Genomic DNA, 22189 nt, shown 5'->3' on the forward strand with positions numbered 1-22189 from the left:
GAGCGAAACGCACTGTGCCCATTGATTCGCTCGCTTCGCTCGCTCATGTGCGCTCCGTCCGGGAGCGGTCGTGGATCCGCCGTACGGCGTAGGTCGCCGAGACCACGGCCGCACGTGCCGATCCGAGTGCCTCGCGAGCCGACTCCAGGTCCCCGGCCGGCAGGCGGCTGACCACGTCGGCGGCGCAGTCGATCAGGTGCAGTGCCGCCTGGGTGAGCTGCTCGTCCGCGGTGGAGCTCTCCGCGACGAGCTTGCGCGCGCTCCTCAACTGGGTGACGGAGTCCGCCAACTCGGCGGTGCTGGACATGGTCACGGGCTGTTCCCTTTCCTGAGGTCCTCAGCTCGTCCTGAAGCGGATCTTGTCGTTCGCCCGGTCGCACTTGGCCACGGCGTCCGCGGCGTCGGCTCCGGAGGCGATCACGTAACCGGAGACGCAGTCGGCCACGGTCAGCAGCGGCGGCACCACGTCCCCGGGGTGCTTCGCGATCACCGCGGCCACCTCGACGTCCCTGAACTCGTCCAGGTACGGCAGGAAGACCAGCGGGACCTCTCCCTTCGGCACCGTCCTGATCGCGTCCGCCGCGTCGTCGTCGGCCTCGACCGCCGTCACCGTGCCGGGCTCGGGGGTGAAGAACCGGACCGCGGCGCCGCCCAGCGGCTCGGGCGAGGTCTCGGGCAGTGCGTCGATGCCGAGCGGGACGGTCAGGAACATGCGGTTCAGGTCGAACCCGAAAGCCCGGCGGACCAGCTCGGGGGCGCCGCTGCCGGCGAGCCGTGCGTGCGACTCCAGCACCCGGGGGCCCTTCGGGGTCAGCACGAACTCGCTGTGCGAGGGCCCTTCGGTCAGCCCGACCGCGTCGAGCAGCTTGCGGGTCAGGTCGAACAACTCGGCCCGGTGCGGCGCCGCGACGCGGCTGGGCGTGCTCACCTCCCACTCGACGTACCGGTCGTTCATGCGGTACTCGGAGTAGCCGATCGGCAGGTGACGTCCGCCGTAGGAGAAGGAGTCGACGCTGACGACGGGACCGTCCAGATACTCCTCGGCGATGACCGATTCGACGCCGGCGTCCCGCAGTGCGCGCCAGGCCCGCTCGGCGTCGTCCTCCCAGGCGACCGGGTGGATGTGCAGGCTCGCCACGCCGTCGGCCGGCTTGACGACGATGCGGTCGCCGACCTCGGCCCAGAACCGCTTGATGTCGGCGAGGCTCTCGATCTGCCGGTACCGCACCGGGCTCAGGCCGTTGCGGTCGAGCAGCTTCCGGGTGAGCACCTTGTCCTTGAGCGCGCGGGCGGTCGCCTCGGTGACGCCGGGAAGCCCCAGCGCGTCGACCACGAAGCCGGTCGACTCGCCCGCGGGCTCGGTCGTGGTGAGCACCCGGTCGAACGGGCGCTCCTCGTGCAACGGCTTCAGCACGTCGAGAATGGCCTGCCCGTCCGCGATCGGGGCGTGCACGACCCGCTCGCAGTGCCGCAGGACGGACTCCTCGTACGCCCCCTGCTCATGGACCAGGACGACGTCGATGCCCAGTTCCTTGGCGCCCGCCACGGGCGCGGGCCGGCCGCCGATCACTGCTACCCGGTACTTACCCGGCATCTTTCTCTCCTTCGTGTCTTTCGTCGGACGCCGTACGCCCGGCACGTGTCAGGCGGCGTAGCAGCGGCGCAGCCAGCGCGCCGCCGCGGCGGGCTTCGGCTCGAACCTGCGCCTGCGGTGCAGCACCCGGTAGTTGTCGAACACCAGGAACACCCCCGGCTCCAGCACCAGCTCCTCGGCCGGCACGGTGCGGAGGACCTCGCACCAGCGCTCGAGCGCCGCGGCGGCGGCCGGGGTGCGGCCCGTGGTCGTGCCGCGGTCGAAACGCACCCGGTAACGGCCGTCGGCGCCGTGGCTCAGGACGGGGGTGTTCGTGAGCGGCTGCGTCTTGCCGCCCTCGTTGGAGGCCGGCGCCCCGACGTCGAACTCCGGCGCCAGCAGCCGTTCGAGGGTCTCCGCGTCGAGCCGCAGGACCACGTCCTCGATCGCGGCGAGATCGGTCGGCACCCGCTCCTCGTTGCGCAGGGCCATGAACGTCAGGTATTGCGGCATGAAGGGGCGCGGGTCCGAGCCGGGCAGCCCGAACGGCTGATGGGGGTTGTCGGAGTGCCAGAAGAACTCCGAGTCGGCGCCCCAGGAGCTGGTCGTCCCCGAGGCCGCGGGGTTGGGCACCACGTTGCGGATGAGGCGGCCGTCGTTTTCGAAGCTGACCGCGAACGGGATGGCGCGCATCAGCCTGATGAGCCCCAGGTGCAGGGCGTTCAGCGCCGCGAGCTCGTGCTCGTCGCCGAACCCGGTCACGGGGGTGTCGGGCAGGTCCTCCTGGACGGGCAGGTTCGCCAGGACGAGCGCGTGGCTGCCCGAGTGGCTGAACACGTCGAGTCCGTGCAGCACCTCGCCGGGCAGGTAGCGGCGCAGCGCGTGCGCGCCGATGCCGCCGAGGATGGTGTCGTCGACGTCGGAATCGAGCAGACTCGTGGAGACGCGCTCCGCGACCTCCTTGGCGAGGAGATCACGGACGCCGTCCTCAATCTCATAGCGGTCGATGCGACGGAAATGCGTCATCGATTTCCTCCGGTCCGGTGTCGAAGTGGGTCAGGATTTCTCCGACGGGATCCAATAGGTCGCCGCGTCCGGGTTCCTCCGGCGCGACAGGGGGTCGCGTACCAGCCGGGCGAGCAGTCCGGCGGGCGTGACCACGAGGTAGTAGAAGAGGAAGAGCAGGAGCGCACGCATGGGCTTCCGTTCTGCGCCGGGAGGACGCGGGGCCGGGTTCAGTCCAGGGGGATCTCTTCGCGCCAGTCGGACTTCTCCGTCCAGGCGGGCTGCTCGCTCTTGTCCAGCAGGAAGCCGCCGAGCGCGAGCATGTCGATGTTGGTCCGCATGAAGCAGGTGTAGGCGTCGTGCGGCGTTCTCACGATCGGTTCGCCGCGGACGTTGAACGAGGTGTTGACCAGCACCGGGCACCCCGTACGCGCCTTGAACGCGCCGAGCAGATGGTGGTAGCGGGGGTTGCTGTGCTCGTCGACGGTCTGGACGCGGGCCGAGTAGTCGACGTGGGTGACCGCCGGGATGGTGGAACGCCGCACGCGGAGCAGATCGAGGCCCCTGACGCCGGACTCCGGGGCCTCCAGCTGCTGCGCCGCCGCCACCCGGGCGACGAGGAGCATGTACGGACTCTCCTGGCGCAGGTCGAAGTAGTCCTTGGCGTCCTCGGCCAGCACCGCCGGCGCGAAGGGCCGGAACGACTCACGGAACTTGATTTTCAGGTTCATCGCCGACTGCATCGCGGGGTCGCGGGGATCGCCGAGGATGGAGCGGGCGCCGAGCGCGCGGGGGCCGAACTCCATGCGGCCCTGGAACCAGCCGACGATCTTTCCGTCGGCCAGCCCCGCCGCCACCTGCTTCACCAGCTCCTCGTCGTCCAGGCGCCGGTGCGGGATGCCGTTGGCCGCCAGGTACGCCGCGATCTCGTCGTCGTCGTACGCGGGGCCGAGCAGCGACCCGGACATCGCGTCCCGCCCGGTGCCGAGATGATCACGGGAGGCGCCGCGCTCCATCGCGACGGCCTGCGCGGCCCCCAGCGCGCCGCCGGCGTCGCCCGCCGCGGGCTGGATCCAGATCTCGTCGAAGATCCCCGCGTCGGTGATCTTCCCGTTCGCCACGCAGTTGAGCGCCACGCCGCCGGCCAGGCAGAGCTTCGACTCCCCGGTGCGCTCGCGCGCCGTACGGGCCAGCTTGAGCATCACCTCCTCGGTGACCTCCTGCACGGAGGCCGCGAGGTCGAACTCGCGCTCGGTGAGCTGCCCCTCGGGCATGCGCCTGGGCCCTCCGAAAAGCCTCTCGAAGCCCTTCCCGGTCATCGTCTGACCACGCAGGTACTCGAAGAAGCGCATGTCCAGGCGGAAGGTGCCGTCGGGTTTGACGTCGATGAGCGTGTCACGGATGAGATCGGCGTAACGCGGCCTCCCGTACGGCGCGAGGCCCATCAGCTTGTACTCGCCCGAGTCCACCTTGAACCCGCAGAAGTAGGTGAAGGCGGAGTACAGCATGCCGAGCGAGTGGGGGAACCGCAGTTCGGCCACCGCTTCCAGCGTGGTCCCGCGACCGTGCCACAGGGTGGTGGTCGCCCACTCCCCCACTCCGTCGACGCACAGGACGGCGGCGCTCTCGTAAGGGCTCGGGAAGAAGGCCGAGGCCGCGTGCGACTCGTGGTGGCGCCGCACCGACACCCGCGGAACCCGTCCCCGGCCCAGGGCCTGGAGCTCCCTGCGTACGGTCTGGTCGGTGTGCCGCTTCCCGTCCGCCGACAGCCACGAGGGCAGGGCGGCGTGGAAGAACGGGAAGGCCGTCGGGGCCGCGCCCGCGAAGGTGGCCATGACCCTGCGGAACTTGAGCCGGGGGTCCTCGTAGTACGCGACCGCGGAGATGTCGTCGAAGCTCACGCCCGCCTCGTCCAGGCAGTACGTCACTGCCTGCGAAGGGAACGAGGAGTCGTGCCGCTTCCTGCTGAAACGCTCCTCCTGCGCCGCTGCGACGGGCACGCCGTCCGCGACGAGGGCGGCGGCGCTGTCGTGGTAGAAGGCGGAGATGCCGAGAACGAGGTCAGACAAGGCTGTGCTCCTCTGGGTGCTGGAGGTCGCCCCGGGCTGGAGATCGTCGCGGCCGACGCCGCGCCCGGGGCGGGCGCGTGCGACGTCCGGCGCGCCGGAGAACGTCGAGCACCGCTCAACTGCGCGTGGGAAAAGGGATCAACGACGTTTGGAGAACAGGGAGAGGGGATCGATCCGGCCACCACGTATGGCACGGCGCGCGGCTCTGCGGGCGCCCGCACCGCCGGGCGGATTGAGCGACCTGTAGCCCACCCGGACCCGCTCCCACGCGTCGGCCCGCGATCCGGCGCCGGAGGAGTCGGGAAGGCCCGCGAGATACGTGTCGACCGCGTCGGCGGCCCAGGCGGAGTGACCCGTGGCGACGTTGTCGATGGTGTTGTGGATGTCGACGAACCGCGTGTTGAAGCCGTACTTCTGCAGGGCCAGCCGGGCTCTGCGGTAGCTGCCGCCCACCCCCGACAACTCCATGGCCAGGTTCAGCCCCAGCACCTCCGGCTGGAACGTACGGGGGAAGCGGCCGATGCAGAGCCAGTAGACGGGCAGTTCGAAGGAGGCGTCCCTGAAACCCGGCCAGCGCGCGAACTCCGGCGACGCGGTGGGCGGCAGGTCGATGTCCATCTCCTTGAGCACTTCACGGTAGATGAGCGGGTGGTTGAGCTTGGCGATGCCGTTGCCCAGCTCGTCCCAGTACGTCTGGAAGAGGGCGTGACCGATGTCCGACGACGCCAGCTCGTGGTCGGTGAACCCCTGGAGCCAGCTGCCGTCGATCAGCGTCAGCGGCGCCGTCTGCAGCGTGTCGTCGATGACGGCGTCCCGTGAGGGCAGCGGGACGTCGGCGTTCTCCTCGAACTCGGCCCCGTGGCGGTCGTGCTGGACCTGGAGCCAGGGCCGCAGCCCTTCGCGTCCCCAACTGCGCGGAAGCGGGATCGGCTCGTGGTCCATCCCGTACCGGGACCTCGCCAGCCAGCCGGTCACGTAGTCCAGGCTCCATCGACGCAACGCCGGGGTGTCGGTGCGGACCATCAGGAGGTGGTAGGCCTCCCGCAGATCGGCCGGCGCCCTGCCCTCGGTCCGGGGACCGGCGCTGAGCGCCCGTGCCACCGCCACCGGCGGCCGCGGTGCCGGGACGGCGCGGGCGGCGGCCGTCTCCTGCTCCGCGCTTCCGGGAGAGCGCGGCGGGAGCGAGTCGATCCAGCGGCCGATGATCGTGAGGTCGTCCGGCGAGAACACCCGGAACATCGGACCGCGCTCGCTGACCAGCCCCTTGACGAGCGCGCTGGCCGCGGAACGCCCCGGCTTGACCAGCCTGCTGCGCGCCAGCGCCCCCAGCAGGCCCGAGGGATCCGTGCGGGACTCCTTCAGCCAGTCCGCCAGCGGCCTGCCCTCCAGCTGGAACTGGTGGTGATAGACCGAGCCCTCTCTCGCGCGCAGCCTCATCAGCTCGGCCATGTCGTACGCCGGGTCGAAGGCCGCCGTCAGCTCGGCGTACAGGGCGTCCGTCTGTTCGCGCAGGGCGGCGAGAGCCCAGGAGAAACCGAGGCCGACGGCCGCCTCGGCCCGCGGCCCCTCCCGCGCGATCAGCTCCTCAACCACCGTGCGGCACTCCTCGGCGGGAGAGGGATCCTCGTCCCGCCGGGCCGCCGAGGGATCGATGACGGCCCAGTCCGCGATCGCCGGCAGCGCCTGCCTGACCAGGGTGAGCGGCGGCGGCAGCCCCACGGTTCTCAGGCACAGGTCGGCGCCGAGCAGTTCGCCCCGGAAGTCGTCGGGACGCCTGCTCATCACCAGCAGCAGGCCCGGCAGGGTGTAGGCGCCGTCGGGGATGCGGGGGTCGCCGGTGAGACGCGCGAGCGGTACGGCGTTCTCGGACAGGCGCAGCCTCCGGAGCAGGTGCAGATAGGCGTCGCCCCGGGAGGCGCCCGGGTGCCCGACCCCCGTGTCGGAGGCGTACAGCGCGAGGATGCGCAACACGAGCGCGTCGTCGGCGTTGCCCGGAGCGCTCAGCCACTGCAGCCACGCCCCGGACGCCAGGGACAGCGGCGCGCATCCGAGCACGGCCCTGCGGACCAGGACGCGGCGGTCGTCGTCGTCCGCCCGGTCGCCCAGGTCCCGGAACCTCCCACCCTCGGCGGCCGCCCAGTCGCCGGCCTGCCGTACGAGCTCGGCCGGCGGCGCCGGACGGCCTGAGACCCGGCGGTGCAGCTCCGCGCGGACCTCTTCGACGAGTTCGCCCCCGGGAACGCGGGCCTCAGGATTGGCCGCGTAGGCGTACAGCCACCGGGCGGCCGAGCCGTCGTCCAAAGGTGCCGAGGTCGCCGGTGCGGCGCCGGCCGCGGTGCCAGTCGCGGTGCCAGTCGCGGTGTTGGTCGTCGCGTTGGCCGCCATCGTCTCCCTCGCCTTCGGAACCAGATCTGGATCGCATCGGAACGTTCCTTTCCGGTCCTCAGAACATGGGATAGATGGACGCGTCGTTCTTCCGCTTCGCGCGCTTCTTCCGCCCGAACACCCTGTTCACGATCTTGCGCAGGAAAGACATGCCGAATGACTCCTCGAAGGAAACGGAACCGCCGGTCGGATTGATCGGACGGAAGGTCAGGAGAGCCCGAGGGTCTCGGCCAGGAGGCCGGCGACCACGTCGTAGCCCTTGTCGGTGTAGTGCGCCCGGTCCACGAAGATCCAGTCGTTCCCGGTCATCGTGGCGGCGGCCACCGGGTTGAGGTCGTGGAACCGCACGTCCCTCTTCTCGCATCCGGCCTGGAGCGCCTCGGCGAAGCGCCGGGCCACGTCCGGCGTGGAGATGTCCCCGTAGAGCTCCTCCCACGTGCCGAGCTTGGAGATGCGGTCGATCTCCTCGAACAGGAGCTTCTCCTCGGGCGAGCAGGACTTGCCCATCCACAGGAACATGGGCTGCAGGACGTAGGAGATCCGGGTGTTCGGCCCGGCCAGGCGACGCCAGGTCTCGAGGTGGCGCAGCGTGAGCTCGGCCGCGGAGTCGATGACCTGCCCGATGTCGCGCCGCACGTCGTCGAAGGTGGCGACGCGGCTGGTCCGCGCCCGGTCGGATCGCCTGCCGAAGACCTTCGAGGTCTTCCGGTTGCGTTCCCGCAGCTCGTCCATCGCCGTGAAGTACTCTCCGCAGAACCAGAAGGCTCCGTGGTCGCCCTGCTGCCATTCGGGCAGCCTGCCGACGGTCAGGTTGTTGAGCCCGCTGAAGATGACGATCTCGTCGATCTCCGGCAGCAGATGGCGGTAGAGCGTGAAGAGCAGCAGTTCCTGGGTCGAGTTGTAGCACCGGCCGGCGAAGTTGAGCCAGGGCCCGGACGGCGCGTAACGCCTCCACAGCAGGGACGCCAGGGTGTGCTCGTCGCCGGTCGCGCCGATCCCGAGCGCGGTGGAGCCGCCGGTGATCAGCCGGACCGGGCCCGGCGGCACGTGTCCCGCGACCGACGCCCGTTCGCCGTCCGGCCCGACCGACAGGCGGAACCCGGAGCGGTCGCTGTTGACCGTCGGCGACCGGAAGCCCTGCTGGTGGAAGTACATCAGATACGGCTGGTAGTTCATGTCTCCGTGATCGAAGAATCTGTCGTACTCCTGCATCTGCGGGGTCAGCGCTTCGCGGTGCAGTTTCACGGATCTCCTCGGTTCCTAGCGTGTCGTGACTGACTCAGGGCCGCTCGAACAGCGAGCCGCGGTGGACCTTGTGCTGGGCGGCCTGCGCCAGCGGACGGACGACGAGCCGGTCGACGTTGACGTGCGGCGGAAGCCCGACGACCAGGGCGACGCATTCGGCCACGTCCTCGGCGGTCAGCGGGCGGTCGACGCCGGCGTACACCGCGGCCGCCTTCTCCACGTCGCCGCGCACGCGGTTGAGCGCGAACTCGCCGGTCCGCACCATCCCGGGCGCCACCTCGATCACGCGGACCGGCTCGCCGTTCAGTTCCAGGCGCAGGGTCTCCACGAGCGCGTGTTCGGCGTGTTTGGCCGCGCTGTATCCGCCGCCGCCCTCGTAGTTGACGAACGCGGCGGTGGAGGTGATGGTCACGATCGTCCCGCCGCCGGCACGCAGCAGCGGCAGCAGCGCCTGCGTCACGTGCAACGTCCCCATGACGTTGACCTCGTACATGTGCCGCCAGTCGTCCAGGGACGCCGCGGCCACGTGGTCCGCGCCGAACGCGCCGCCCGCGTTGTTCACGAGTACGTCGCAGCCGGGCAATCCGGCCGCGAAACGCCGGACCGCGTCGTCGTCGGTGACGTCCAGCGCGTGCACCCGGGCGCCGGTCTCCTCCTGGAGGACCCGCAACCGGTCCGCGCGCCTGGCCACTCCCACGACGTCGAATCCGTCCTTCACCAGGCGGCGGACGGTCGCCGCGCCTATGCCACTGCTCGCGCCGGTCACCACAGCCGTGCCTGACACAGGCGACACCCCCTGAACACATGTGCTCCAACGACGAATCGACGAACCCTGCTTGCGAAGGGCTGGGCGGGCGTTCCCGCCGCCCGGAATCGGAACATGGGCATGATTCGCGCGCAGCGAACGACCGGCACACCGTTGACAGGATGTGCCGCGCCGACGGCAGGCGAAATCGCCCTGCAATGACATGCCCTATCACGGGCCACACGCCACGCCATGAGCCGGCGAAAGAGCGCCGGCCATTTTTCATCGAACGATCGGGCTGCGAATCGTTTTTCAGCCGTTCACTGCCCGACGCGGACCCGGGCCTATTTTCTCACTCGTTCCCGAGTGCTCTCACGAAGTATGCTAAGTCGTGTAAACAAATCAGTCAAACCTTGTTTCGCGCACCCACCACCACCTCACCCATCACATTATTCGTCGAATTCTCCGTCGAACACGACAGCACGTTCGGACGCCCACGGGAAGACGCGTGAGTGCCGCGGAATTCGCCGCTCGGCTACGGCGGATACGGTTACCGGGTGGGATCGACGCCCTCGCGATCCGCCTTCCGGCGATCACCTCGGCAACGACCGTACGCTGCTTTCAAATTTTCCCGAAGGTCGTCCCGCATCGATGAGGGACGACCCCTTCCGGCGCTTGGCGATCACCTCGCACGTCAGGCGCCCTTTGTATTAGACAGATCGCCTCACACGCAGTCAATACACCAGTCAATTTCGGTTCCATCCCGTGGGTGTATCGGAAGTGGAAAACTCGATCGCCCGGCCGCCGATGCACTTACGGGGGATCTGCCGACGAGTCCGAATATGATGCGCGAAGCTCGGGGCTTCGGTGACGATGCCCAGCCGGCCGGAAAAGGTCAGGTGCGACTCATCCGGCCGGGCGACGATGTCGAGCACCCTCGCCCGGGCGCCACCTCCGCGCGCATCGGAATCCGCACACGCCGATGTGGAGTTCTAGTCTTCTAGAACTCTCACAGAGGGATGCCGCGCGGTCAACCCCCGCGCCCCGCTTTTCCCGCTTCCCGGCGGACTGTCACGTCTCGCAAGCTGTCACATCTCGCGGGCTGTCACATCTCGAGGTGCAGCAGCACGGCAGGGTCCGGGGCCGCACCCGGGGTCTGCCGCCGTGCGGTGTAGACGATGTGGGAGGCCCACATCACCGCCCGGTCCACCAGCACCGGCTTGTCCTCGACGTCGAAGGTGACACGGTCGCTCATCAGGGCGGCGCCACCCGCGGACTGTCCCAGCAACTCAGCCTGTTCCTGCGTCAGCACGATCGGCTTGATGGACTCCTTCGCCGACCCGAGCACCAGTCCGCATCGGTCCTCGATGAGCCGATAGAGGGGCCTGCGCTCGAATTCCTCGTCCGCCAGCCGGCGGGCCAGCTCCGCGGGCAGGTAGGAGCGCTGCAGGATTACCGGGCGACCGGCTATCACCCGCAGGCGCTCGACGAGCACGATGTCGGCGCGCGGAGAGAGGCCGAGGTCCACCTGGACGGAGGCGGGAGCCTCCACGTGGTGCACGCCGAGGAGCCTCGTCTTGAGGTCGACGCCCCGCAGGGCGAGGTCCTCGGCCAGGCTGCGCAGGCTGTTCATCTCGTGAGGGATCACGTTCTCCGCGACGAACGTGCCGAGGCCGTGCCGCTGCTCGACACGGCCCTCGGAACTGAGCCGCTGCAGTGCCTGCCGTACCGTCATCAGGCTGACCCCGTAGTGCTGGCTGAGCTCGCGCTGCGACGGGAGAGGCTGCCCGGGCGCGAGCTCGCCGCGGTTCATCTGCGCGAGCAGGTCCCGGTAGATCGCCTGATATTTGGGCTCGCCTCCCTGCGTCCCCTGCAGAGGAGGGCGGGCGTTGTGCGGAGGGAACGACGGCATTCCGCTTCTCCCTGTTGATCGTTACCCGCGTCGGTCACGCTTCGTCTATGTGGTCTCCACTGTTCGTGCACCCGGCGGTGCGCGGACCGCTCCTCGCGCAGCCGGCATGGCCGGCCCACGAGGGGTGCATCAGCCTATCCGATCAGTTACACGACTATGGCTCGTTCGGGGAGCAACGTCCCGAAACCCGGCATCACCCCGTACGCGGGGCCCGCTGACCGCCCCACGGCGCGGTCAGCGGTTGGGCCGCAGGGTCCAGGAGACCGTCATCTCGGAGACGATCACTCCTTCGGCGTCGCGGATCTCGACGCCGACCTCGAACTCGGGCCGCTCCCCCGCGTCCAGCCGGGCGACGACCGTCTCCCGCTCGGCACGCACCGCGGCGGCGGCCGTGACCTCGCCCTTCGCGAGCTTGAGATAGCGGATCCCCGCCTCGACGGCCAGCGGCACGGCCCGGGACAACTGGTCGCCGAAGGCCGACAGCATGGCCGCGCCCGAGGCGGTCTCGGCCAGGGTAAACAGGGCACCGGCGTGCGGGCCGCCCACGTGGTTGTGCAGATCCGCCCGGTCGGCCAGGCGGGCGACCGCCGTGCCGGGGCCGATCGAGTCGAACGTGATGCCGAGCAGTCGCGCGAACGGGACGCTGTCGAGCATGAAGGCGCCGATGTCCATGGCCGGGATGTTACCGGCTGGTATGGTCCGGGGCGATCCATCCTCTGATGTGAGCAGGTCGCGGCACGATACGTTGGGCCTGTGACGGAGTACCGCGACGACCTGCACCTCGCGCATCTGCTGGCGGACGCCGCCGACGACATCACGATGCGCCGTTTCAAGGCCGTGGACCTCAAGGTCGACACCAAGCCCGACCTCACCCCGGTCAGCGATGCCGACCGGGCCGTGGAGGAGGCGATCCGCGGCACGCTGCGCCGCGCCCGCCCCCGCGACGCCGTCGTGGGCGAGGAGTTCGGGATGACCGGCTACGGCATGCGCTCCTGGATCGTCGACCCGATCGACGGCACGAAGAACTACGTCCGCGGAGTCCCCGTGTGGGCCACGCTGATCGCGCTGATGGAGCACGGCAAGGTCGTCGTCGGCGTGGTCTCGGCCCCGGCGCTCGGCCGCCGCTGGTGGGCCGCCAAGGAGAGCGGCGCGTGGACCGGGCGCAGCATGAGCAAGGCCACGCGCTGCGAGGTCTCCTCGGTCGGCCGCCTCGACGACGCCTCCTTCTCCTTCTCCGACCTGGAGGAATGGGAGAAGGCCGGGCGGCTCGACCCGTTCCTCGACCTCACCCGGGAGTGCTGGCGCACCCGCGGCTACGGCGACTTCTGGTCGCACATGTTGGTCGCCGAGGGATCGGCCGACATCTCCGCCGAGCCCGAACTGTCCCCCTGGGACATGGCCGCGCTGACGATCATCGTGGAGGAGGCCGGCGGTTCCTGCACGGCGCTCGACGGCACCCCGCCGCTCGACGGCGGCAACCTGGTGTGCACCAACGGCCTGCTCCACGACGAGGTCCTCAAGCGCCTGTCCCCCCGCTGAGCCCTACAACGCCAGCACGTCTGCGGCGGCCGTGCGGAGGCTGCCGCGGTACGCCTCGCCGAACAGGCAGACGTGCACGGCCAGCGGATGGAGCTGGTGCAGAGGCACGCGCTCACGCCAGCCGTCCGCGAGGGGCGCCGCCTCGCGGTAGGCGGCGAGGATCGTGTTGAGGTGCGGCGCCCCGAACAGCGCCAGCATCGCGAGATCGGTCTCCCTGTGGCCGCCGTGGGCGGCCGGGTCGACCAGCACGACCCCGTCCGCCGACCACAACAGGTTCCCACTCCACAGGTCGCCGTGGATCCGGCTCGGCGGCTCGGCCGGCCCGGCGATCTCCGCCACCCGTTCGCACGCATCCTCGACCAGCTCCGCATCGGCGGCCGACAGCGCGCCGCGGTCACGCGCGAGCCGTACGAACGGGAGCACCCGGCGGGACACGTAGAACGACGGCCAGTCCGGCGCGGGCTCGTTGCCCATCGGAAGCTCGGCGATGTAACCGGGCCACGGGGCGCCGAAACCCGGGGCCCCGGCGGCGTGCAGCGCCGCGAGCGCCCGGCCGAACCGCTCGGCGGCATCGGCCGTCGCGGGGACGGTGTCGATCCACTCCAGCACCAGCGTGCCGCCGTCCGCGGCGACCACCTCGGGGACGGTCACCGCTCCCGGCTCGGCCAGCCAGCGCAGCCCCGCCGCCTCACTCTCCAACACGGCCGACGCGGCCCCGCACTTTTTGACGAAGACCCTGCGGCCGTCGCCGAGCACGCCCTCATGCAGCGTCCAGGCGTGTCCGCCGCCGAGGTCCCTAGTGATCCTCAAGGTACTTCGCCACCCCCTCGCAGGCGGCCTCGACCATGCGCAGCACCTCGACGAACCCCTCGCGTCCTCCGTAGTAGGGATCGGGCACCTCGGCGCCCTCGGGTGCCGCCGGGTCGAACGACCGCAGCAGCCGCACGTCGGCGTCCGGCGGCGCGATGGCGCGTACGGCGCGCAGGTTGTCGCGGTCCATCACGAGGATGAGGTCGCGCTCGGCGAACCACGCCCGGTCGAACTGGCGCGCCCGGTGGGACGAGCCGTCGTAGCCGTGGTCGGCCAGGGTGGCCAGGGCCCGCTCGTCCATCGGCTCCCCCGCGTGCCAGCCTCCGGTGCCGGCGCTGTCCACCTCGGCGTCGAGCCCGCGTTCGGCCAGCGTACGGCGCAGCACGACCTCGGCCATCGGCGAGCGGCAGATGTTGCCCATGCAGACCAGACATACACGCTTCATGAACTCAATCCTCTCCCATAACGCCCGTGACCTGGCCGTTATCTCTTCTGGGGTCGCACAAGAGCGACTGGGGGCGTTCATTACCCGTTCACCTTTACCAGGGCTTTGCGTCACCTTGGCTCCTTACCGTCCCTGCTGTTGAGAAGACATGGGGAGGAACAACCGTGAAGTATGCAGGCCGGCTCGCCGCCGCCACCATCGCCGGCGTGCTCTCGCTCGCCGCATGCGGGACCGATGACAATACGAGCACCGCGGGGGGCACCTCCAGCGCCGCCGCTCCCGTGCAGGGCGACGACACCGTGAAGGGCACCATCAACGCCGCCGGCTCCTCGGCCCAGGCGAACGCCATCGCGGAGTGGAAGAAGAACTTCCAGTCGTCGAACCCCGGCGTCAGCATCAACTACAACCCGAGCGGCTCCGGCGCCGGCGTGCAGGCGTTCATCCAGGGCACGGTGGCCTTCGCCGGCTCCGACTCGGCGCTGAACGACGAGAAGGGCGAGCCCGCCCAGGCCGACGCCCGTTGCAAGACCGGCAAGGCGATCAACCTGCCGATGGTGACCGGCCCGGTGGCCGTCGTCTACAACCTGCCTGGCGTGGACGGCCTCCAGCTGTCGCCGAAGACCATCGCCGGCATCTTCAACAGCAAGATCACCAAGTGGGACGACCCGGCCATCAAGGCGGACAACCCCGACGCGAAGCTTCCCTCGACCGCCATCCAGGCGTTCCACCGCTCGGACGAGTCGGGCACCAGCGACAACTTCACCAAGTTCCTGAAGGCCACAGCGGACGCCGACTGGCCGTACGAGCCGGCCAAGGCGTGGCCCGCCGAGGCCCAGGGCCAGGGCGCCAAGGGCTCGGACGGCATCGCCTCCAGCGTCAAGAGCACCGAGGGCGCGGTCAGCTACGTGGAGCTCTCCTTCGCCGAGAACTCCCAGCTGCAGAAGGCCAAGGTCGCCAACGGCGCGGGCGAGTACGTCGAGCTCACGCCGGAGAGCGCGGGCAAGACCGTCGAGGCCGCGGAGATCGCGGGCACCGGCAACGACCTCAAGCTGAAGATCGACTACGCCACCAAGGCCGCGGGCGCCTACCCGATCGTGCTCGTGACGTACGAGATCACCTGTGAGAAGGGCCTGACGGCCGAGGACGCGAAGCTGGTCAAGTCGTTCCTGGGCTACACCTCGAGCGACGAGGGCCAGCAGGCGCTGACCAGCCTCGGCTACGCCCCGCTGCCGTCGAGCCTGCTCACGAAGGTCCGCGGCGCGGTCGAGGCGATCGCCTAACCAGATGGCGACGTCAACCAGAACCAGGGAGAGCGGGCCGGCCATGCGCCGGTCCGCCTTCCGGCGCAGCCGCGGCGACGGCCCGTTCCGCTTCGCCTCGACCGGGGCCGGGGTCGTCCTTCTGGCGATCATGGCCGCCATCGGGGTGTTCCTGGTCGTCAAGGCCGTCCCCGCCCTCCAGGCGAACACCTCCCACTTCGCCACCGAGCCGACCTGGCAGCCGAACGCCACCGAGCCCGTCTTCGGCATCGGGGCGCTCGCCTTCGGCACCGTGCTGAGCTCGCTGCTCGCGCTGGTCATCGCCACCCCGGTGGCGGTCGGGGTCGCGCTGTTCATCTCGCACTACGCGCCCCGGCGGCTCGCCTCCGTCCTGGGCTATGTGGTGGACCTCCTCGCGGCGGTCCCCAGCGTGGTGTACGGCCTGTGGGGCGTCACCTTCCTCGTGCCGTTCATGCTCGGCCCGTCGAAGTTCCTCAACGACTACCTCGGCTGGATCCCGCTGTTCGGCGGGGACACCGTGGTCGGCAAGAGCATGCTCACCGCGTCGCTCGTGCTCGCGATCATGATCCTGCCGATCATCGCCGCGATCTCCCGCGAAGTCTTCCTGCAGGCCCCCAAGATGCAGGAAGAGGCCGCGCTCGCACTCGGCGCGACGCGCTGGGAGATGATCAGGATGTCGGTCCTGCCGTTCGGCCGGCCCGGCGTCATCAGCGCCGCCATGCTCGGCCTCGGCCGCGCGATGGGCGAGACGATCGCGGTCGCGCTGATCTTCCCGGCGACGTTCACGATCTCGTTCCGGATCCTCGGCCCGTACGGCAACAGCATCGCCGCCAACATCGCCAACGGCTTCGGCGAGGCGACCGAGGTGGGCCGCGGCGCGCTGATCGCCTCGGGTCTCGTCCTGTTCCTCATCACCCTGCTGGTGAACATGGCCGCCCGTTTCGTCATCGCCCGCCGCAAGGAGTACGCGAGGGCCGCAGCGTGACCGCACAGACCGAAATCCGGATACGGACCGGAATCCAGCCCATCTCCGCGGCCCGGCGGGCCAAGGACCGCATCGTCCAGGTGCTCGTCTACCTGGCGTTCGCGCTCGCGGTCATCCCGCTGCTGTCGGTGCTGTGGCTCGTCGTCAAGAACGGCATCGGCCGTTTCGACATGGAGTTCCTCACCCACTCGATGCGCAACATCGGGGCGCGTGACGCCGGCGGCGGCGCCTACCACGCCATCATCGGCACGCTCGAACAGGTCCTGCTCGCGTCGCTCATCGCGGTCCCGATCGGCCTGCTCACCGCCGTCTACCTCGTCGAGTACGGCGAGGGCGGGCGGCTGTCGCGCACGATCAGCTTCTTCGTGGACGTCATGACCGGCGTCCCTTCCGTCGTTTCCGGACTGTTCGTCCTGGCCTTCTGGATCCTCGTGCTCGGCATGCCGTTCTCCGGCTTCGCCGGCGCGCTCGCCCTGTCGATCCTGATGATGCCGGTCGTGGTCAGGTCCGCCGAGGAGATGCTCCGCCTGGTCCCCCGCGAGCTGCGCGAGGCGTCGTACGCACTGGGTGTGCCCAAGTGGCGCACGATCGTCAAGGTCGTGCTGCCCACGGCGTTCACCGGCATCGTGACCGGCGTCATGCTGGCCGTCGCCCGCGTCGCCGGCGAGACCGCGCCGCTGCTGCTGACCGTCTTCATCACCGACTCCATCAACAACGACCCGTTCAACGGGCCCCAGATGGGGCTTCCGTTGTACGTCTTCGATCAGGCCGGCCGTCCCACGGACACCGCGATCGACCGGGCCTGGACGGGCGCGCTCACGCTGATCCTGATCGTCATGCTGCTCAACCTGGTCGCACGCCTCATCACCTGGTGGCGTTCGCCCGCGAGGAGGAGGTAAGAAATGGCCAAGCAGATCGAAGTCGCGGGACTCGACGCCTACTACGGCTCGCACAAGGCGATCGAGGGCATCTCGATGACGATCGAGCCGCGGTCGGTCACGGCCTTCATCGGCCCCTCGGGCTGCGGGAAGTCCACGTTCCTGCGGACCCTCAACCGGATGCACGAGGTCATTCCCGGCGCCCGGGTCGAGGGCAAGGTCCGCCTCGAGGAGCAGGACCTGTACGGCGCGGACGTCGACCCGGTGTCGGTCCGCCGGACCATCGGCATGGTGTTCCAGCGGCCGAACCCCTTCCCCACGATGTCCATCTTCGACAACGTCGCGGCGGGTCTGAGGCTCAACGGCCGCCACTCGCGCTCCCAGCTGGAGGGCATCGTCGAGGAGTCGCTCAAGGGCGCCAACCTCTGGAACGAGGTCAAGGACCGGCTGAACAAGCCGGGCGCGGGCCTGTCCGGCGGCCAGCAGCAGCGCCTGTGCATCGCCCGCGCGATCGCCGTACGCCCGCAGGTGCTGCTGATGGACGAGCCGTGCTCGGCCCTCGACCCCATCTCGACGCTGGCGATCGAGGACCTGATCTCCCAGCTCAAGCAGGACTACACGATCGTGATCGTGACCCACAACATGCAGCAGGCCGCCCGGGTCAGCGACAAGACCGCGTTCTTCAACCTGGCCGCGCAGGGGCAGCCCGGCAAGCTGGTCGAGATGGACGAGACCTCGAAGATCTTCACGAATCCGGCCGAGAAGGCGACCGAGGACTACATCACGGGCCGCTTCGGCTGACGACCGCCTTTTCGGCCGACCACCGCATCCGGCTGACAGCATTGGAGGGACCCGGGTGACGGCACCCGCAGTGGAGGGGGACACGCGGACGGCGCCCATGCTCCTGGTGGCCGATCCGGACGCGGGACTCGTGCGGCAGCTCTCGGCCGCCATGCAGGCCGAGGGCGTCGACGTGACCGGCGTTTCTGACGGCGCCCAGGCGCTGCTGCAGGCCGGGGCGCTCCGGCCCGACGCGGTGCTGATCTGCGCCTCCCTCCCCATCGTCGGCCCCGTCGACTTCGTCCGCGCCGTACGGCTCATGCGGTCCGTGCCCGTCCTGCTCGGCGTCGACCTCGGGGGCGATGCCGGGCAGGCGTTTCAGGCCTTGGAGGCGGGCGCGACGGCCTGCGTGGCCAGGCCGTACCGCGTGCCCGAGCTGCTCCCCCTCGTCCAGGCCGCCTTCCGGCGCCAGGACGGCCAGCGGAGCGTGCTGACGATCGGCGACGTGGAACTCGATGTGACGGCGTACCAGGTGAAGGTCGGCGGGCGCGTCGTGCACCTGCCATTGCGCGAGTTCGAGCTGCTGCACTACCTGATGCGCAACGCCGACAGAACGGTCACCCGCGAACAGATCATGCGCAACGTCTGGCACTCCACCGACGGCATGTCGACCAACACCATCGCCGTCCACGTGAAGCGCCTGCGCGCCCGGCTGGGCGACGTGGAGGACGCGATGATCCAGACCGTGCGGGGAGTCGGCTACCGGCTGGTCAGCGGGTGAGACCGTCCTCGTTCCGGGAGAAGACCCGAGCGAGGTGGGCCAGGCCGGCATCCGCGTAGGACCGGGCGTTCGTGTGCAGGCCGTATGCCACGTCCTCCAGCAGCGCGCACCGCGCGTAGAAGACGACCCGCTCGTGGCCGGCGTCGTCGAGGCGCCCCTGGTAATGCGCCAGCGTCCGCTCGAAGACCTCGGAACCGAGATCCCGGTAGACCAGTGCGAGGTCGTAGGCGGGATCGGCGATGGCCGCGTCCGTCCAGTCGATGATCCCCGTCACGGTGCTCGTTTCGGCGTCCGCCAGCACGTGCTCACTGCCCAGGTCGTTGTGACAGAACGTCAGCACACCGGGCTCCGCGGGGGCCGCGGTGCCGAGAAACCCCTCGACCAGCCGTCGCGCGGCCGTCGGCACGTGGGCCACGATCTCGCGGTAGTGGCCTTCGGCCTCCTCCAGCAGATCGCTCAATGGAAAGGCGTCGTGCGGCACGAAGGCGTTCATGCGCTCCACCGGCGCCGTGTGGAGCCGGCTGAGGAAACCGCCCAGAGGAGCCGCCAGGCGCACGGGGTCCCTCACCGGGTGAAGGTGCAGCGGACGACCGGGCAACTTGCCGTACGCGAGGAGCCCCGCCTCCTCGTCGACGAAGACCGTCCGCGGCACCGGCAACGGGGACAACTCGCTCACGGCGGCGAGCAACGCCGCCTCTCGCCGCACGACTTCCCCGCGCAGCACCGAATCGTCGACCTTGCTCTGTCGCACGACCAACTCACCGTTGACCTCGTACGCCGCGTTGTCCTGTCCCTCGCCCAGCCGTACGACGCTGCCGACCACGTAGCCGGGCAGGTGGCGGGCCAGCGCACGGATGAGTCGCTCGGTCACTCCCGTAACCCTAGCGACCGATCAGGCCGATTGGCTGGGGACAAAAAAGAAGGGCCATCCCAAACGGGATGGCCCTTCCACAAAATTGTCCGGCGGCGTCCTACTCTCCCACACCGTCCCCGGTGCAGTACCATCGGCGCTGACAGGCTTAACTTCCGGGTTCGGAATGTAACCGGGTGTTTCCCTGCCGCTATAACCGCCGTAACCCCATGAAACACACAACCAACCTGGCTGCTGTCTCTGAGATCACATAGTGAACGCGAGCATAATATGGTCAAGTCCTCGGCCTATTAGTACCGGTCAGCTCCACACATTACTGCGCTTCCACTTCCGGCCTATCAACCCCATCATCTCTAGGGGGCCTTACCCACTCTCGTGGTGGGAGACCTCATCTTGAGGCGAGCTTCCCGCTTAGATGCTTTCAGCGGTTATCCCTACCGAACGTAGCCAACCAGCCGTGCTCCTGGCGGAACAACTGGCACACCAGAGGTTCGTCCGTCCCGGTCCTCTCGTACTAGGGACAGCCCCTCGCAAGTCTCCTGCGCGCGCAGCGGATAGGGACCGAACTGTCTCGCGACGTTCTAAACCCAGCTCGCGTACCGCTTTAATGGGCGAACAGCCCAACCCTTGGGACCTACTCCAGCCCCAGGATGCGACGAGCCGACATCGAGGTGCCAAACCATCCCGTCGATATGGACTCTTGGGGAAGATCAGCCTGTTATCCCCGGGGTACCTTTTAGCCGTTGAGCGACACCGCTTCCACACGCCGATGCCGGATCACTAGTCCCAGCTTTCGCTCCTGCTCGACCCGTCAGTCTCACAGTCAAGCTCCCTTGTGCACTTACACTCGACACCTGATTGCCAACCAGGCTGAGGGAACCTTTGGGCGCCTCCGTTACCTTTTAGGAGGCAACCGCCCCAGTTAAACTACCCACCAGACACTGTCCCCCACCCGGATACACGGGCGCGGGTTAGACGTCCAAAACGACCAGAGTGGTATTTCACCAATGACTCCACCCTGACTAGCGTCAGAGCTTCCCAGTCTCCCACCTATCCTACACAAGACGCTCCAAACGCCAATGTCAAGCTGTAGTGAAGGTCCCGGGGTCTTTCCGTCCTGCTGCGCGAAACGAGCATCTTTACTCGTACTGCAATTTCACCGGGCCTGTGGTTGAGACAGCGGGGAAGTCGTTACGCCATTCGTGCAGGTCGGAACTTACCCGACAAGGAATTTCGCTACCTTAGGATGGTTATAGTTACCACCGCCGTTTACCGGCGCTTAAGTTCTCACCTTCGCACCCCGAAGAGTGCTAAGCGGTCCCCTTAACGTTCCGGCACCGGGCAGGCGTCAGTCCGTATACATCGTCTTACGACTTCGCACGGACCTGTGTTTTTAGTAAACAGTCGCTTCCCCCTGGCCACTGCGACCCCCACCAGCTCAAAGAGCAAGTCTCATCACCAGTAAAGGTCCCCCTTCTCCCGAAGTTACGGGGGCAATTTGCCGAGTTCCTTAACCACAGTTCACCCGACCGCCTTGGTATTCTCTACCTGACCACCTGAGTCGGTTTCGGGTACGGGCCGCCGCGACACTCACTAGAGGCTTTTCTCGGCAGCATAGGATCACCCACTTCGCCACAATCGGCTCGGCATCACACCTCAGGCTTAATGAGAGACGGATTTGCCTATCTCTCGCCCTACATGCTTACCCCGGGACAACCACCGCCCGGGCTGGGCTACCTTCCTGCGTCACCCCATCGCTTACCTACTACCAGATCAGGCCAGGCGTTCACCCTGACGCCGGCTCCGAAGAGCCAACCGGGCTAAGGACCCTTAGTATCACTGGATTCGATATGGGCGCATCACAGCGGGTACGGGAATATCAACCCGTTGTCCATCGACTACGCCTGTCGGCCTCGCCTTAGGTCCCGACTTACCCTGGGCGGACGAACCTGCCCCAGGAACCCTTGGTCATCCGGCGCAGAAGATTCTCACTTCTGACTCGCTACTCATGCCTGCATTCTCACTCGCACGACCTCCACCACACGATCACTCGGCGGCTTCACCGGCTCGCACGACGCTCCCCTACCCACCACCAGCAGAACTGGTAGTGCCACGACTTCGGCGGTGTACTTGAGCCCCGCTACATTGTCGGCGCAGAATCACTTGACCAGTGAGCTATTACGCACTCTTTCAAGGGTGGCTGCTTCTAAGCCAACCTCCTGGTTGTCACTGCGACTCCACATCCTTTCCCACTTAGCACACGCTTAGGGGCCTTAGTCGGTGATCTGGGCTGTTTCCCTCTCGACCACGGAGCTTATCCCCCGCAGTCTCACTGCCACGCTCAACTTACCGGCATTCGAAGTTTGGCTGACGTCAGTAACCTTGTCGGGCCCATCAGCCATCCAGAGCCCTACCTCCGGCAAGCAACACGTAACGCTGCACCTAAATGCATTTCGGGGAGAACCAGCTATCACGGAGTTTGATTGGCCTTTCACCCCTACACACAGGTCATCCCCCAGGTTTTCAACCCTGGTGGGTTCGGTCCTCCACGCAGTCTTACCCACGCTTCAACCTGCCCATGCGTAGATCACCCCGCTTCGGGTCTACAGCATGCGACTCCAGGCGCCCTATTCAGACTCGCTTTCGCTACGGCTCCCCCACACGGGTTAACCTCGCCACACACCATAACTCGCAGGCTCATTCTTCAAAAGGCACGCAGTCACATCACAGCCGCCCGAAGACGACTACGCTCCTACGGCTTGTAGGCACACGGTTTCAGGTACTATTTCACGACCCCTCACCGGGGCGCTTTTCACCTTTCCCTCACGGTACTCGTTCACTATCGGTCATCAGGAAGTATTTAGGCTTACCAGGTGGTCCTGGCAG

20 protein-coding genes and 2 rRNA genes (1 of these 22 running past the window's edge) are annotated in these 22189 nt (G+C 68.3%); 6 read left to right on the forward strand and 16 right to left on the reverse strand.

Annotation, left to right across the window (positions count from 1 at the left end):
- Nucleotides 1–43: 43 nt before the first annotated feature.
- The 11 genes from ACQPZZ_RS34205 to ACQPZZ_RS34255 all read right to left on the reverse strand — a co-directional run bounded on the left by ACQPZZ_RS34205 (nucleotide 44) and on the right by ACQPZZ_RS34255 (nucleotide 11606).
- Nucleotides 44–313, reverse strand: coding sequence for a hypothetical protein (locus ACQPZZ_RS34205; RefSeq protein ID WP_432925921.1), 270 nt, complete (start codon nucleotides 311–313; stop codon nucleotides 44–46).
- Nucleotides 314–337: 24 nt separating this feature from the next.
- Nucleotides 338–1594 carry an ATP-grasp domain-containing protein gene (locus tag ACQPZZ_RS34210; RefSeq protein ID WP_432925923.1) on the reverse strand — a complete coding sequence of 419 codons (1257 nt, stop codon included), beginning with the start codon at nucleotides 1592–1594 and terminating at the stop codon, nucleotides 338–340.
- Between the two features lie 48 nt (nucleotides 1595–1642).
- Nucleotides 1643–2599 carry a TauD/TfdA family dioxygenase gene (locus tag ACQPZZ_RS34215; RefSeq protein WP_432925925.1) on the reverse strand — a complete coding sequence of 319 codons (957 nt, stop codon included), beginning with the start codon at nucleotides 2597–2599 and terminating at the stop codon, nucleotides 1643–1645.
- A 30-nt stretch (nucleotides 2600–2629) separates the two neighbouring features.
- Complete coding sequence (locus ACQPZZ_RS34220) at nucleotides 2630–2770, reverse strand: hypothetical protein (protein ID WP_363647005.1); 141 nt, start codon at nucleotides 2768–2770, stop codon at nucleotides 2630–2632.
- A gap of 38 nt (nucleotides 2771–2808) precedes the next feature.
- Nucleotides 2809–4647 (reverse strand): carbamoyltransferase family protein, encoded by a 1839-nt coding sequence (locus ACQPZZ_RS34225; RefSeq protein WP_432925927.1) that lies wholly within the window; start codon nucleotides 4645–4647, stop codon nucleotides 2809–2811.
- A 138-nt stretch (nucleotides 4648–4785) separates the two neighbouring features.
- The gene (locus ACQPZZ_RS34230; RefSeq protein WP_432925929.1) at nucleotides 4786–7032 is read right to left on the reverse strand and encodes an iron-containing redox enzyme family protein; all 2247 of its coding nucleotides are present in this window, start codon (nucleotides 7030–7032) and stop codon (nucleotides 4786–4788) included.
- A 207-nt stretch (nucleotides 7033–7239) separates the two neighbouring features.
- Nucleotides 7240–8277, reverse strand: coding sequence for a hypothetical protein (locus ACQPZZ_RS34235; RefSeq protein ID WP_432925931.1), 1038 nt, complete (start codon nucleotides 8275–8277; stop codon nucleotides 7240–7242).
- A 34-nt stretch (nucleotides 8278–8311) separates the two neighbouring features.
- Entirely contained in the window at nucleotides 8312–9061 is a 750-nt protein-coding gene (locus ACQPZZ_RS34240; protein ID WP_363647001.1) for an SDR family oxidoreductase, read from the reverse strand.
- Between the two features lie 707 nt (nucleotides 9062–9768).
- The gene (locus ACQPZZ_RS34245; protein ID WP_432925933.1) at nucleotides 9769–9957 is read right to left on the reverse strand and encodes a hypothetical protein; all 189 of its coding nucleotides are present in this window, start codon (nucleotides 9955–9957) and stop codon (nucleotides 9769–9771) included.
- Between the two features lie 170 nt (nucleotides 9958–10127).
- Complete coding sequence (locus ACQPZZ_RS34250) at nucleotides 10128–10934, reverse strand: GntR family transcriptional regulator (RefSeq protein ID WP_432925935.1); 807 nt, start codon at nucleotides 10932–10934, stop codon at nucleotides 10128–10130.
- A 234-nt stretch (nucleotides 10935–11168) separates the two neighbouring features.
- A complete protein-coding gene (locus ACQPZZ_RS34255) occupies nucleotides 11169–11606 on the reverse strand; it encodes a DUF4442 domain-containing protein (RefSeq protein ID WP_432925937.1) in 438 nt (145 codons plus the stop codon).
- A gap of 81 nt (nucleotides 11607–11687) precedes the next feature.
- Between ACQPZZ_RS34255 and hisN the strand changes: the two genes are divergently transcribed.
- Complete coding sequence (gene hisN, locus ACQPZZ_RS34260; RefSeq protein ID WP_363646998.1) at nucleotides 11688–12473, forward strand: histidinol-phosphatase; 786 nt, start codon at nucleotides 11688–11690, stop codon at nucleotides 12471–12473.
- 3 nt (nucleotides 12474–12476) lie between these two features.
- Here hisN and ACQPZZ_RS34265 read toward each other — a convergent pair whose 3' ends face one another.
- Both ACQPZZ_RS34265 and ACQPZZ_RS34270 read right to left on the reverse strand, forming a co-directional pair.
- Nucleotides 12477–13283 carry a fructosamine kinase family protein gene (locus ACQPZZ_RS34265; protein ID WP_432925940.1) on the reverse strand — a complete coding sequence of 269 codons (807 nt, stop codon included), beginning with the start codon at nucleotides 13281–13283 and terminating at the stop codon, nucleotides 12477–12479.
- Nucleotides 13270–13728, reverse strand: coding sequence for a low molecular weight protein-tyrosine-phosphatase (locus ACQPZZ_RS34270; RefSeq protein ID WP_363646996.1), 459 nt, complete (start codon nucleotides 13726–13728; stop codon nucleotides 13270–13272). Before ACQPZZ_RS34270 ends, ACQPZZ_RS34265 begins: the two co-directional genes overlap by 14 nt.
- A 164-nt stretch (nucleotides 13729–13892) precedes the next feature.
- On the opposite strand from ACQPZZ_RS34270, the gene pstS reads away from it, so the two are divergent.
- Genes pstS through ACQPZZ_RS34295 form a run of 5 tightly spaced genes read left to right on the forward strand, consistent with a single transcriptional unit; the run spans nucleotide 13893 to nucleotide 18432 of the window.
- Entirely contained in the window at nucleotides 13893–15008 is a 1116-nt protein-coding gene (gene pstS / locus ACQPZZ_RS34275) for a phosphate ABC transporter substrate-binding protein PstS (protein WP_432925943.1), read from the forward strand.
- 4 nt (nucleotides 15009–15012) lie between these two features.
- Entirely contained in the window at nucleotides 15013–15993 is a 981-nt protein-coding gene (gene pstC, locus ACQPZZ_RS34280) for a phosphate ABC transporter permease subunit PstC (protein WP_363646994.1), read from the forward strand.
- Complete coding sequence (gene pstA / locus ACQPZZ_RS34285) at nucleotides 15990–16892, forward strand: phosphate ABC transporter permease PstA (RefSeq protein WP_363646993.1); 903 nt, start codon at nucleotides 15990–15992, stop codon at nucleotides 16890–16892. The genes pstC and pstA overlap by 4 nt, the downstream gene beginning before the upstream one ends.
- A 3-nt stretch (nucleotides 16893–16895) precedes the next feature.
- Nucleotides 16896–17672 (forward strand): phosphate ABC transporter ATP-binding protein PstB, encoded by a 777-nt coding sequence (pstB, locus tag ACQPZZ_RS34290; RefSeq protein WP_432925946.1) that lies wholly within the window; start codon nucleotides 16896–16898, stop codon nucleotides 17670–17672.
- Between the two features lie 55 nt (nucleotides 17673–17727).
- Entirely contained in the window at nucleotides 17728–18432 is a 705-nt protein-coding gene (locus ACQPZZ_RS34295; RefSeq protein ID WP_432925948.1) for a response regulator transcription factor, read from the forward strand.
- Here the strand turns inward: ACQPZZ_RS34295 and ACQPZZ_RS34300 are convergent.
- The 3 genes from ACQPZZ_RS34300 to ACQPZZ_RS34310 form a co-directional block, all read right to left on the reverse strand.
- A complete protein-coding gene (locus tag ACQPZZ_RS34300; protein WP_432925949.1) occupies nucleotides 18422–19303 on the reverse strand; it encodes a phosphotransferase family protein in 882 nt (293 codons plus the stop codon). The two genes, ACQPZZ_RS34295 and ACQPZZ_RS34300, sit on opposite strands and share 11 nt — an antisense overlap.
- An 87-nt stretch (nucleotides 19304–19390) precedes the next feature.
- Nucleotides 19391–19507 (reverse strand): 5S ribosomal RNA (gene rrf, locus ACQPZZ_RS34305).
- 66 nt (nucleotides 19508–19573) lie between these two features.
- A 23S ribosomal RNA gene (locus ACQPZZ_RS34310) occupies nucleotides 19574–22189 on the reverse strand (it continues 490 nt past the right edge of the window).

The organism is Microbispora sp. CA-135349 (assembly GCF_050947365.1).
GTDB lineage: Bacteria > Actinomycetota > Actinomycetes > Streptosporangiales > Streptosporangiaceae > Microbispora.